The sequence below is a fragment of the Actinomadura rupiterrae genome, assembly GCF_024172125.1.
In the GTDB taxonomy this organism is placed as follows: Bacteria; Actinomycetota; Actinomycetes; order Streptosporangiales; family Streptosporangiaceae; genus Spirillospora; species Spirillospora rupiterrae.
Genome location: NZ_JAMZEA010000004.1, coordinates 776,193 through 788,553 on the forward strand (window position 1 = coordinate 776,193; position 12,361 = coordinate 788,553).

Annotated in this window: 13 protein-coding genes and 1 tRNA gene; 6 read left to right on the plus strand and 8 right to left on the minus strand. The window is 72.6% G+C overall.

The annotated features are described in order from the left end of the window. Positions 1-197 precede the first annotated feature (197 nt). Both FHU30_RS16540 and FHU30_RS16545 read right to left on the minus strand, forming a co-directional pair. Entirely contained in the window at positions 198-1,382 is a 1,185-nt protein-coding gene (locus FHU30_RS16540) for a DUF8462 domain-containing protein (protein WP_443612891.1), read from the minus strand. Positions 1,383-1,708: 326 nt separating this feature from the next. Continuing rightward, complete coding sequence (locus FHU30_RS16545; RefSeq protein ID WP_253876700.1) at positions 1,709-2,719, minus strand: pirin family protein; 1,011 nt, start codon at positions 2,717-2,719, stop codon at positions 1,709-1,711. 137 nt (positions 2,720-2,856) lie between these two features. On the opposite strand from FHU30_RS16545, the gene FHU30_RS16550 reads away from it, so the two are divergent. Further along, positions 2,857-3,315: a MarR family winged helix-turn-helix transcriptional regulator gene (locus FHU30_RS16550; protein WP_253876701.1), complete on the plus strand. Its 459-nt coding sequence runs from the start codon at positions 2,857-2,859 to the stop codon at positions 3,313-3,315. 40 nt (positions 3,316-3,355) lie between these two features. On the opposite strand, the gene FHU30_RS16555 is transcribed toward FHU30_RS16550, so the two are convergent. Beyond that, entirely contained in the window at positions 3,356-3,748 is a 393-nt protein-coding gene (locus FHU30_RS16555) for a hypothetical protein (protein WP_253876702.1), read from the minus strand. 152 nt (positions 3,749-3,900) lie between these two features. Between FHU30_RS16555 and FHU30_RS16560 the strand changes: the two genes are divergently transcribed. After that, entirely contained in the window at positions 3,901-4,746 is an 846-nt protein-coding gene (locus FHU30_RS16560) for a M15 family metallopeptidase (protein WP_253876703.1), read from the plus strand. Positions 4,747-4,754: 8 nt separating this feature from the next. On the opposite strand, the gene FHU30_RS16565 is transcribed toward FHU30_RS16560, so the two are convergent. Further along, entirely contained in the window at positions 4,755-4,937 is a 183-nt protein-coding gene (locus FHU30_RS16565) for a hypothetical protein (RefSeq protein ID WP_253876704.1), read from the minus strand. Positions 4,938-4,970: 33 nt separating this feature from the next. Next, complete coding sequence (locus tag FHU30_RS16570) at positions 4,971-5,840, minus strand: alanyl-tRNA editing protein (RefSeq protein ID WP_253876705.1); 870 nt, start codon at positions 5,838-5,840, stop codon at positions 4,971-4,973. 75 nt (positions 5,841-5,915) lie between these two features. Here FHU30_RS16570 and FHU30_RS16575 point away from each other — a divergent pair. Continuing rightward, positions 5,916-6,005, plus strand: a tRNA-Ser gene (locus FHU30_RS16575). A gap of 111 nt (positions 6,006-6,116) precedes the next feature. Further along, positions 6,117-6,767, plus strand: a complete 651-nt coding sequence (locus tag FHU30_RS16580) for a hypothetical protein (RefSeq protein ID WP_253876706.1) — start codon at positions 6,117-6,119, stop codon at positions 6,765-6,767. Between the two features lie 82 nt (positions 6,768-6,849). On the opposite strand, the gene FHU30_RS16585 is transcribed toward FHU30_RS16580, so the two are convergent. Continuing rightward, positions 6,850-7,224, minus strand: coding sequence for a signal peptidase I (locus FHU30_RS16585; RefSeq protein ID WP_253876707.1), 375 nt, complete (start codon positions 7,222-7,224; stop codon positions 6,850-6,852). 64 nt (positions 7,225-7,288) lie between these two features. After that, the gene (locus FHU30_RS47090; protein ID WP_308211312.1) at positions 7,289-9,652 is read right to left on the minus strand and encodes a MinD/ParA family ATP-binding protein; all 2,364 of its coding nucleotides are present in this window, start codon (positions 9,650-9,652) and stop codon (positions 7,289-7,291) included. 170 nt (positions 9,653-9,822) lie between these two features. Here FHU30_RS47090 and FHU30_RS16595 point away from each other — a divergent pair, with 170 nt between their 5' ends. Continuing rightward, the gene (locus FHU30_RS16595) at positions 9,823-10,794 is read left to right on the plus strand and encodes an NAD(P)H-quinone oxidoreductase (RefSeq protein WP_253876708.1); all 972 of its coding nucleotides are present in this window, start codon (positions 9,823-9,825) and stop codon (positions 10,792-10,794) included. Between the two features lies 1 nt (position 10,795). Beyond that, a complete protein-coding gene (locus FHU30_RS16600; protein ID WP_253876709.1) occupies positions 10,796-11,326 on the plus strand; it encodes a bacterial proteasome activator family protein in 531 nt (176 codons plus the stop codon). Positions 11,327-11,415: 89 nt separating this feature from the next. Here the strand turns inward: FHU30_RS16600 and FHU30_RS16605 are convergent, their stop codons facing one another. Continuing rightward, positions 11,416-12,225, minus strand: coding sequence for a Cof-type HAD-IIB family hydrolase (locus FHU30_RS16605; RefSeq protein ID WP_253876710.1), 810 nt, complete (start codon positions 12,223-12,225; stop codon positions 11,416-11,418). Positions 12,226-12,361 lie beyond the last annotated feature (136 nt).

The window sequence follows — 12,361 nt, forward strand, 5'->3', positions numbered from 1 at the left end:
GACGTCCCCATCGGCAAATCTACGACTCTCTAGCGCTGACGCTAGGCAGCCCGATATTTCACTCGTCACAGCTTTCTACGAATATCTAGGGCCAGCGCTAGAGAGCGGTAGACAGGAGTAGCGGCGCAGGACGATGCCACCGTCTACCGGTTTCTACCGGCGACGCTAGAGAGCCGTAGAGAACCCTGACCAGCCTGTCAGGCGGGTTGGGAACGGAGGAAGTTGCCGAAGTGCGGGACGGTGAAGGCCACCAGGCCGCGCTCGGCGCTGTAGATCAGTCCTTTCTTGATCAGGCCGTCGCGGGCGGGCGAGAGGCTGGACGGCTTGCGGCCCAGCTCCTCGGCGACGGCGGCGGTCGGGACGGGGTCGTCGCCGAGGGCGGCCATGGCGCGCATGTAGTCGCGCTCGGCGGGGGTCGCGCGCTCGTAGCGGCTGCCGAAGAAGCCGACGGCCAGCTCGCTCTCGGCCTCGGGCGCAGCGACCTTGATGTCGTCGACGGTGATGGGGGTGTCGGGGGCGACGTCCCAGGCGACCTTGGCGTACGCCTGGACGAAGTAGGGGTAGCCGTCGGCGGCGCCATACAGGGCGTCGAGCGCGTCCTGGGTGAAGGTGACGTCCTCGCGCTCGGCCGGGGCGAGCAGCGCGAAGTCGGCGGAGACCCGGTCGAGCCGGTCGATGCGGGTGTAGCGGAACAGCCGCTCGGAGTAGGACTTGCTCGCCGACAGGACGGCGGGCAGGTGCGGCAGGCCCGCGCCGACGACGATCAGCGGCCCGCCGCTCTGCGACAGCTCGTGGCAGGCGGCGCACAGCGCGGACACGTCGTCGGGCGGGATGTCCTGCATCTCGTCGACGAACAGGGCGATGCCGGCGCTGACGTCGGTCGCGACGGACGCGGCGTCGGCGAGCAGCTCGGTGAGGTCGATCTCCAGGTCGCCGGAGTCGGCGCGGCCGCGTGAGGCGGGCACGTCGATGCCCGGCTGCCAGCGGTGCACGCGCGCCTTCCCCTTGGCGTCCTCCTCGGGCCCGGCCTGCGCGAACGCCTTCAGCACACCGAGGAAGGACTCGATGCGGTCGGGCGCGCGGTGCCGCGGGGCGAGCTCGCGAACGGCCATGTGCAGCGCGGACGCGACCGGGCGGCGGATCGACTGGTCGGGCCGCGCCTCGATCTTTCCGGTGCCCCACAGCCGCTGCATGGCCATGGAGCGGAAGGTGTTGAGCAGCACGGTCTTGCCGACACCGCGCAGGCCCGTGATGATCATGCTGCGCTCGGGGCGGCCTCGCGCCACCCGCTCCAGGACGACCTCGAACTGCTTCAGCTCGCGGTCGCGTCCGGCCAGCTCTGGCGGGCGCTGACCCGCGCCCGGGGCGTAGGGGTTGCGCACGGGATCCACGGTCTCGGACTCTATGAGGCCATATAGCTGCGGCCGTAGATTTCCGTAGAAAGGCCTACGGCGTGTCGCGCCCGGGCGCACCCGCGAGTGCGGGAGCGAGGGAGCGGCCACCGTAGCCACCATGCGGACCTCCGGACGGAGCGGGTCGAGGCTTGATCGAACCTGTGTTCGAACTGTTCGAACACAGTAGCGCATCCCCGCCGCGTCCGTCACGCCACCCCGCGAAGAAACGGCCGCGCCTCGGCGAGGCGCGGCCGTTTCGCGTGCATTGCCCGGACATGGAGCACGTTTCCGCCCGTCCGGACTTTCCTTTCGTCCTAGGCGAGGGGTTCGTCGCGGTCGGAGAGGTGCGGGAGCTTCTCGGCCGGGATCGTGCCCATCCGTCCGGCCTGGAAGTCCTCGAAAGCCTGGACGATCTCGTCGCGCGTGTTCATCACGAACGGTCCGTAGCGCGCGACCGGCTCGCGCAGCGGCATGCCACCGAGGATCAGCACCTCCCAGCCGTTCTGGCCGGCCGTCGGCTGCGAGGCGGCCGCCTGCAGCATCAGGCCGTCCGTCTCGCCCTGGTGGTGCGACCCGGCGAACGCCGCGAGCTGCCCCTCGTCCAGGCCGATCTCCTCGACACCGACCGTCCCGCGTCCGGACAGGACGTAGGCGATGGCGTTGAAGTCGCGCGGCCACGGCAGCGTGAGCCGCGCTCCCGGCGCGATCGTCGCGTGCAGGTAGGTGATGGGCGTGTGCGTGATGCCCGGCCCCTCGAACCCGCCGACCTGCCCGGCGATCACGCGCACGAGGGACGAGCCGTCGTCGGACGACAGCAGCTTCACATCGTTGGCGCGGATGTCCTGGTAGCGCGGCTTCGTCCACTTCTCGGCACGCGGCAGGTTCACCCACAGCTGGACGCCGTGGAACAGCCCGCCCTTGGCGACCAGCTCCGGCGGCGGCTGCTCGATGTGCTGGATGCCCGCGCCCGCGGTCATCCACTGGGTGGCGCCGTCCGCGATCAGGCCGCCGCCACCGGTGGTGTCCTGGTGCTGGAACGCGCCGTCGATGATGTAGGTGACGGTCTCGAACCCCCGGTGCGGGTGCCACGGGGTGCCCTTCGCCTCGCCAGGCGCGTACTCGACGGCGCCCATGTGGTCCAGGAGCAGGAACGGGTCGGCCATGGCCAGGCTCACGGTCGGGAACGGGCGGCGGACCTGGAAGCCCTCGCCCTCCACGTGCTTCTCGGCGGTGACGACCTTGGCCACGCGCCGCCAGTCGGTACCCTCCCGGCCCAGGCGCGGCAGGCGGGGCAGGGTCATCGGGTCGGCCAGCACGGCGGGCATGGCGTCTCCTCTCGATCGCGTCCCGGACCGGCGCCGGGGCTTGTCGGCCGGAACAAGATTGAAGGTTCAACTATTCCGTCCGGGGCCCACTGTAGCGGCACTTAGTTGAAGATTCAACATGCGGGTATACTCGCCGCATGACGGAACCGCGCTGGCTCGGCGCCTCCCAGCAACGCGACTGGCGCGCCTTCGTGGACGGGAGCGTCCGCCTCACCGAGATCATGGACCGCGACCTCAAGACCAAGCACGGGCTGTCGGTCTCGGAGTACGAGATCCTCGTCCGGCTGTCCGAGGCGCCCGAGCGCAGGCTGCGGATGGCCGAGCTGGCCGAGAACGCCAGCCAGTCCCGCAGCAGGCTGTCCCACACCTGCTCGCGGCTGGAGGCCAAGGGCCTGGTCCGCCGGGACAACTGCCCGAACGACAAGCGCGGCGTCTACGCCTTCCTCACCGAGGCCGGGTTCGACGCGCTCGACCGCGCCGCCCGCGACCACGTCGAGACCGTCCGGGACTACTTCGTGGACGTCATCGACCCCGCCGACCTGGAGGCCATCGGACGCGCCTTCTCCGCCGTCCTCAAACGCATCGAAGCCGGCTGAGCGTCGCCGGCACGTCCCCCGAACCGCTCCGCGACGGTCCCTAAAGGCCGAGGCCGGTGAGGAAGCCGACGGAGACCAGGGTCAGGAACCCCCAGCCGAGCATCATGCCGAAGCCGAACGGGCGCCAGCCGCCGCCGACCTTCCAGGCCAGCAGCGAGCCGAGCCCGAACGCGACGACGATCAGCGCGACGAACTGCGGCAGCGTGCTCGGCCGCCGGGACGCCATCAGCGGCGCGTACATCATCATCAGGTCGACGAACGTGAACGTCAGCGCGCCGGCCAGGCCGACCCACAGGTCGCGCCGGACGGGCAGCCGCGGCGGCCGCTCCCAGTGCAGGCGCGGCTGGTCGGACGGCGGCGCCTCCACCGAGGACGCCACCGAGAAGATCTCGTCTTCCAGGCTGGGGGCCTGTTCGTCCCCAGGTTGCGTCATCGCTCCCCCTCGGACCGGCGGGGGCCCGCGGCCACGGCGTGTCCGCCGGGTTCCGGTCGTGCGCCGGGCTTCGCGCGCGGGCGCGCCCCTCCCCGCACGGTAGCGAATCCAAGGTCCCACGCGAAGGCCGCCGACCGTGCCATCCTGCTGGAATGCCGCTCCACCGGACTCCCAGCTCCCGGATCCGTGCCGTCCGCGACCGCGCCGCCGACGCGTCCGAAACCCCGTCCGGGACGAGGCGGACGCGCTCGGACGCGGGCCGCCGGACCACCGCGCTCGCCACCGCCCTCGCCCTCGCGGCGACCGCCGCGACCGGATGCGGACACGGCTCCTCCAAGCCCGAGTCGAGCGCGTCGTCCGCGACGCCGCCGACCGTGAACGGGACGGTCGGCACGCCCACGTCCACAAGCTCGCCCTCTATGGACCTCAACCGGTTCCACGCGGAGATCAACGGGCTGAAGGCCAAGGACCTGCCGAGCTCGTGGCGCTCGGGCTGCCCGGTCGCGCCGTCCGGGCTGCGGATGATCGTGATGAACTACTGGGGCATGGACAACAAGCCCCACCCGGACGGCAAGCTCGTCGTGAACGCCTCGTCCGCGCGCGATCTGGTGTCGGTGTTCCGCAAGCTGTTCGAGAACAAGTACCCGATCCGCAAGATGGTGCCGGTGGACGCCTACAAGGGCAGCGACTACGACTCCATCGACGACGACAACACCTCGGCCTTCAACTGCCGGAACGCGACCGGCGCCAGCCACTGGTCGCAGCACGCCTACGGCTTCGCGGTCGACATCAACCCCTGCGAGAACCCGTACGTCACGGCGGACGGGCATATCGACCACCCGAAATGCGTGAAGTACGGCGACCGCGACCGGCGCGACCCGGGACTGATCCACGCGGGCGACCCGACGGTCAAGGCGTTCGCCTCGATCGGGTGGGGCTGGGGCGGCTCCTGGAACGGGACCCGCGACTACCAGCACTTCTCCGAAAGCGGCCGTTAAGCCCCGCGCTACATCATCGTGGCGAGCACGACCGCCAGGAGGGCGACCACGGCCACCACGGCGACGATCCCGACGATCAGCCCGACGTTGCCGCCGGGCGCCGCCTTGGCCGGCTGCTGCTGCCCCTGCGCGACGAAGTTCTGGAACTGGTGCGTCGTACCGGCCGGATCATTCGGTATCTGCTCTGACATGCGGTGAAGGGTAGTGGATGCCTTCCGCGCGTTTCATGCGCTTTCGACTCTTGTCTCCACCACCAGCTCGTCCCCGGCGTCGGAGAGCTCCAGCCGGACGCGGGCCGTTCCGAGCTGTCCCGTGCGCCGCAGATGGGTGCCGCCGCAGGGCAGCGACGCCTTGCCTTCGGGCAGGTCACAGCGCCAGAGGCGGCGCGCGGTCAGCTCCTCGGACGGGACGTCCAGCCGGACCCCGGCGTCCGCCGCGATCCACTCCGCGAGCCGCCCGTTCACGGCGGTCGTGATTTCGTCGAGCTCGTCGGCGAGTCCCTCGGCGACGAAGCCGCGCTTCCGCAGCGACTTGCCGATCCGGTAGGTGTCGACACTGCCGTTCGGCACGATCCGGGACCCGGTGATCGCGAGCTGGTCGAAGTCGGGACGGCCCAGCGCGTCCGTCCGGGGCGCGTCCTTGCGCCAGCGGTCCGCGAGCGCCCCGTTCAGCGCGAGCGCCATCAGGTGGCAGCCGGTGTGCCCGGCCGACAGCGCCCGGCGCCGCACCGGCTCGACGTCCAGCTCGACCACCTCGTCCTCGGGGACGCGGCGCTCCAGCACGTGGACGACCAGCCAGGCCCAGTCGGGGTCGCCGCGCCGGACCGGGACGTCCTCCCCGGTCAGCAGCGCGCCCCCGGCGAGCGGCACCGCCCCGGTGACGCAGTCGGCGACCGGCAGCTCCAATTCGTCCCAGCGCAGCACGCCGGTGTCGCCGGGCTGGTCGGGCCAGGCGGTGTCCAGCGGGTGGAACGGCGTCTCCGCGACGACCACCCCCCAGCCGCCGTCCACCGGCAGGGCGGCGACCACGCGCGACCGCCCGGTGACCGCCCCTGCGGGGAAGGTCACCGTGGTCGACTCCTTGATGTCCCCCATCTTGCGAAGTTACCAATCGCCCCCGTCCGTCCCGGACGTCGCCCTCGCCCCGCACGCTAAGGTGGGGATGCCCCAGGAGGCTTCGCCTAGTGGACGAGGGCAACGGTCTTGAAAACCGTCGAGCCGGCACTCCCGGTTCCGTGGGTTCGAATCCCACAGCCTCCGCTTATCCGGACCCCCGAATTCCTCGGGGGTTCTCCTTTTCCCACCGTTCTCCGCCCGACGCTTTGCCCCGCGTTGACGGACCGGTTGAGCCCGCTCCGGAATCATCGAACGGTGACGAACTCGGGCAAGGGAAGCGGCGGTGCCAACGCCATGGCGCTCGGCGGGCTGCTGTTCCTCCTGCTCCGCCTGCTCGCGATCGCGCACTACCACTGGGACGTGGCGTTCGCGCTCGCCGACAGCGTCAACTTCGACGACGTCATCGGCGTGGTCGTCGGGACGTTCCTCGGCGCCGGGGCCGTCACCGCGGTCATCCTCGCCGTGCTGCTCCCGATCGCCTACCTGCACCACATCCGGCACGTGCGGGACCGCGAGTGGCAGCCGCACCAGCTGGTCATGCTCGGCGTCCTGACCGGGGTGTTCGCGGCCGCGCTGATCACCCTGCGGGACTGGGTGACGCTGCTGGTCGTGCTGGCGGTCAGCACGCTCTTCGTGCTGATCATGATGCGCAGCGGCCCGGCCCGGACCTACCTGGAGAAGGCGTCCGGGCACCTCGGCGTCGCCGTCTGGCTCGGCATGTTCGCGCTCGGGGCGCTCACCGACACGGTCTGGGTGCCGCAGGAGCGCCTGGGGCTGAAGGACGGCAGCACGGTGGTCGGCTACGTCATGGACGTGCACAGCCCGTACACCGAGGTGCTGACCTCGCACGGCCGCGAGATCCGCGTCCTGATGAGCCAGAACGTCGTCTCCCGCGCCGAGACGTAGCCCCCGGCGAGCGGCCTCCGAAGCCGGGGAAGCGGTCTGCCGTGCCGAGGAGTGGCCCCGCGGGCCGTGAACGGCCTCCGGATCACTCCTGCGGGACGGCGAAGCCGGGGATCGACGGCCAGCGGACGGTCAGGACCGTCGAGGGCTCCTCGGCCTGCCAGGAATGGTCGACCTTGTCCCAGACCACGTAGTCGCCGGGCTCGGCGAGCACGACGTCCCGTCCGGGGAACTCCAGCCGGAAGCGCCCGCTGATCAGGACGAGCAGGGCGGTCCGCTCGTCCCCGACGGCCCACTGCGCGCGGCGCTGCCCGGCAGGGTGCACGCCCCACTTGATCTCGACGGCCTCGCTGTGCCGGATGTCGCCCTCGGGCTTGAAGTGCCCGAGCAGCCAGCCCCGGTCGCCCGCCGCGTCCACCGGCGCGCGGCCGACGTAGATCCCGTCTTCCCCGTTCCCCACGACGAGCGACTCTAGCGCCCGGCGATGAGCACGGGCGCCGGGCTCTGCGTGGGGGCGGCGGGCGTCAGGTGGCGGAGGGGCGCTGCCAGGCGAAGCCGTCGCCGACCACGGCCGCGAGCTGCAGGTACGCCTCGCGGGTGGCGGGGGCGAGCGCCTCCAGCTCCAGCTCGGCGCCCTCCTCCAGGTGGTCGTCGTAGGGGACGCGGACGACCGCGCGGCACCGCGACTCGAAGTGCGCCTGGAGCTTGTCCAGGTCGACCTGGCTGCGGGTGCGGTTGCGGACCATCGACAGCACGACCACGCCGTTCCGGACGAGGTGCCCGTGGTCGTGGGCCTCCAGCCAGTCCAGCGTGGCGCTCGCCGAGCGCGCGCCGTCCACCGAGGGCGAGCTGACCAGGACGAGCTGGTCGGCGAGCGCGAGGACGCCCGCCATCGCGCTGTGCAGCAGGCCGGTGCCGCAGTCGGTGATGCAGACCGAGTAGTACTGCTCCAGGACGACCGCGACGGCCGAGTAGTCCTCGGCGCTGAACGCCTCGCTGACCGCCGGGTCGCGGTCGGACGCGAGAATCTCCAGCCGCGCCTCGTTCTGCGAGGTGAACGCGCGGACGTCGGCGTACCGGTGCACCCGCTCGCGGTTGTTCAGCAGGTCGCGGACCGTCGCGGCGGTCTCCAGCCGGACCTTGTCGCTCAGCGTGCCGCGGTCCGGGTTGGCGTCCACCGCGATCACCCGGTCGCCGCGCAGCGACGACAGCATCGAGCCGAGCCCGGTCGTGGTCGTGGTCTTGCCGACACCGCCCTTGAGCGACATCACCGCGACGCGGTGGTGCCCGCCCGCGACCATCGTCCGGGCGCGCGCGACCAGGTCCTTGCGGCGCAGCTCGGAGGACGACTCGCCCGGGTGGACGTTGCCCGCGGTCGCCTTGTAGACCGCGCGCCGCCACCCGCCGGACGGCGCGATCCGCCGCTCGCCGAGCAGGTTCTCGGAGCTCAGGCTCTCCGTGCCCTGCGGCTGCGGCGGGTACCCGGGCTGACCTGGCTGCCCGGGGTGCTGCGGATATCCGGGCTGGCCGGGCTGCGGCGCGTAGCCGGGCTGGGCAGGGGCGCCCTGCGCGCCAGGCGGCGGGACGACCATCCCGGGATGCCCGCCCTGCTCACCGGCAGGCGGAATCGGAATCCCCTGCGGGCCCATGCCGGGCCCGTAAGCACCAGGCCCGAACCCGCCATCAGGCCCAGGCCCGAACCCCGGCGCAGGCGCAAACCCGCCCTCCGGACCGGCACCCGGACCGCCAGGGGCGAACCCGCCGTCAGGGCCCGGTGCAGGCGCGAAGCCCCCCTCGGGGCCGGGCGCGGGCGCGAAACCGCCCTCGGGACCAGGCTGGAAGCCGCCCTCGGGTCCAGCGCCGGGAGCGCCCGGCGCGAAACCGCCTTCGGGTCCGGGCGGGGGTGCGAAACCGCCGTCCGGGCCAGGCTGGAAGTTGCTGTCGGGCGCGGTGCCTGGGGCGCCGGGCTGGAAGCCGCCTTCGGGGCCAGCGGGCGGGCCGCCGGGGGCGAAGCCGCCGTCCGGGCCGGGCTGGAAGCCGTCCGGCGGCGGGCCGAAGCCGCCTTCGCCAGGGGCGAGGGCGCCTGGGGGCGGGGCGGGGCGGCCGTCCGTGGCGAAGCCGGGGCCGTTCGGGAACGGCGGCTGGCCGTCCGCGCCGGGCTGCGGCGCGCCGGGGTAGGGGGCGAAGCCGCCGGGCTCGCCGAACTGGTCAGGGCCGGGAGGCGGCGGGACGGGCCCGCCGTTGCCGGGCGGGTACGGGGCGTCCGGCTGGGGCGGTCCCCAGTTGCCCGGCGCCTGGTCGTTCGGGGTGTAGGGCGGCGGCGGGACGGCCGGGACGCCGAAGGGCGGCGGGACCTGTCCGTCCGGTCCGGGCATGCCGGGGCCGGGCGCGCCGGGGTAGGGCGCGGGCGGGACGGAGCCCGCCTCGTAAGGCTGGGGGCCGCCGGCGAAGGGCGGCGGCGCGGCCGCGTACGGCGGCGGCGCGGGCAGGTCGCCGTAGGGCGCGGGCTGAGGCGGCTGGCCGTCCAGGGGAGGCGGCGGGGTCAGCCACGGGTTCGCATCGTCCGGCCCGGACGGCTGCGGCCCACCGATAGGCCCGGGCGCAGCACCGATAGGCCCGGGTGCAGGGCCGATGGGGCCGGGCGCGGGGCCGATGGGGCCGGGCGCGGGGCCGGTCGTCTCTGACGCCGGAGTGGTGGGGCCGGGGGCCGGGTAGGTGTCGCTGCCGGGCTGCGGCTCGGCGGTCTTGTCACCGGACGCGTCGTCCTTGGCCGCGGCGTCGGCGGGCTCGGACGGCGGACGGTCCCCGTCGGCGGCATCACCGCTCATCGCGTCCAGGGAGGCGAGGCGCTCCTCCAGCGAGGGACCGTCTTGATCGTTCCGTGCCACCGTCACTCCCCTCGGCGCTGCCATTAAACGATCTTTTACCGACATGGACGACGGCAACGACCATGAGCAGGATACCGACGCTTCTCACCGCATATCACAGTCGTAGCTCGCCTTTTCCCGGCGGGCGGCGCGCCGTTCCGGCCGGTTCGCCGCCCGGTAGCGTGAACTTCATGCACGCCATCGTGATTCGTGAGCCTGGAGACGCCGACGTGCTCCAGTGGGACGAGGTGCCCGATCCCACTCCCGGTCCCGGCGAGGTGCTGGTCGACGTCGCGGCGAGCGCGGTGAACCGCGCGGACGTGCTGCAGCGGCTCGGCTTCTACGCGCCGCCGCCCGGCGCGTCCGAGTACCCGGGGCTGGAGATGTCCGGCCGGATCTCCGCGCTGGGCGAGGGCGTGACGGGCTGGAACGTCGGCGACGAGGTGTGCGCGCTGCTCGCGGGCGGCGGCTACGCCGAGAAGGTCGCGGTGCCCGCCGGGCAGCTGCTGCCCGTCCCGCGCGGCGTCGGCATGGTCGAGGCCGCCGGGCTGCCCGAGGTCGCCTGCACCGTGTACAACAACGTCTTCATGATCGCGGATCTGCGTCCCGGCGAGCGGTTCCTGGTGCACGGCGGCGGAAGCGGCATCGGGACGATGGCGATCCAGCTCGCGCACGCCCTCGGCGCCACGGTCGCGTGCACGGTGGGCAGCGAGGCCAAGGCCGAGCGCTGCCGCGAGCTGGGCGCGGACGAGGTGATCAACTACCGCGAGGACGACTTCGTCGAGCACGGCCCGTTCGACGTGATCCTGGACAACATGGGCGCCAAGTACCTGGCGCGCAACGTGCACGCGCTCGCGGTCAACGGGCGGCTGGTGGTCATCGGGCTGCAGGGCGGCGCCCGCGCCGAGCTCGACCTCGGCGAGCTGCTGCGCAAGCGCGGCGCGGTGCACGCAACCTCGCTGCGCGCCCGTCCGTTGGACGAGAAGGCCGAGATCGTGCGCGCCGTCCGCGCGCACGTGTGGCCGCTGCTGGAATCGGGAAGGGTTCGTCCGATCGTGGACCGGACCGTCCCGATGGCCGAGGCCGCGCACGCCCACCGCCTGATGGAGGACGGCGCGAACGTCGGCAAGATCCTGCTGACCCTGGAAAAACGAGGTGGATGAGATGAGCGAGCCTTCGCGCAAGGAGTCGGAGGAGCCGCAGGTCCTGGTGGTCGGCCCGAACGGGATCGCGATCGAGGGCGGTTCGGGCGGCGAGAAGGACGAGAAGTCGGTCGCCGAGATGGTGGAGCAGCCCGCCAAGGTGATGCGGATCGGCGGCATGATCCGGCAGCTGCTGGACGAGGTGAAGGCCGCGCCGCTGGACGAGGCGAGCCGGGCCCGGCTCCGCGAGATCCACAAGTCGTCCATCAAGGAGTTGGAGGACGGCCTGGCGCCCGAGCTGGTCGCCGAGCTGGAGCGGCTGTCGCTGCCCTTCACCGAGGACAAGATCCCCAGCGAGAGCGAGCTGCGGATCGGGCAGGCCCAGCTCGTCGGCTGGCTGGAGGGCCTGTTCCACGGCATCCAGACCACGCTGTTCGCGCAGCAGATGGCGGCCCGCGCCCAGCTGGAGCAGATGCGCCGCGCGCTCCCGGCGGGCATGGTCCAGCCGGCCGAGGAGCAGGAGAACCACCGCCAGTCCGGCCCCTACCTGTAGGTCCTTCCGGAGTCGGTAGGCCGGACGCCCGGGAATCCGCGGGTCAGACGACCAGGAATCCGCGGGTCAGGCGCCCGGGAGTCCGTAGGTCAGGCGTCCGGGAAGAGGTCTTCCAGGACGCGCGCGACCCCGTCCTCGTCGTTGCTGCCGGTCGTGTCGGTCACGGCGGCGAGGACGTCCGGGTGCGCGTTGGCGACGCCGAACGAGCGGCCTGCCCAGGTGAGCATGGGCAGGTCGTTCGGCATGTCGCCGAAGGCGACGACCTGGTCGGCGCGGAGCCCGAGGTCGTCCACGAACTCCGCCAGCGCGGTCGCCTTGGTGACGCCGTGCGCGCTCATCTCCAGCAGCCCGCGCCCGGACGAGTGCGTGACCGTCACCAGGTCGCCGACCGCCTCCATCGCCCGGTGCGCGAGCCCGTCCGGCTCCCGGTCGGGGTGGAAGGCGAGCAGCTTGGTGCCCGGCCGCGAGATCAGGCCCTCGCCGTCCACGGGCCGCCCGCCGATCGCGTCGGCGTCCCAGCGGCCGAGGTTGTAGCGGGCCTCGAACACGAACCCGTCCGGGTACTCGACGGCGAACCGGAACTCGGGTTCTGCCGAGCGCAGCCGCTCCACGACCTTCGCGATCACCTCGGGCTCGATCAACCGGGCCTTGAGCACCGCCTCGGTGTGCAGGTCGTACCGGACGGCCCCGTTCGCGCAGATCGCGACGCCGCGGTGCCCGACCGCCTCGGCGATCTCGTGCATCCAGCGCGGCGGCCGGCCGGTGACCATCACCAGCGTGGCCCCGGCGCGTTCGACCCGTCCGAGGGCCTCGACCGTGCGGGCCGAGACCGTCCCGTCGGACCGCACGATCGTGCCGTCCAGGTCGGTCGCGATCAGTCGGGGCGTGCGCGCGGCCATGTCACCTTCCACCGTGCCCGGTCCGCGGCGTGATCCAGAACCCGCGGTTCCCCCGAGCTTAGGCGACCCCGGCGGCGGTCCGACCTGCCCCCTTCCGTCCGGGCTTCGCCCGCCGGCAACCGAGCGGTCACTTGGG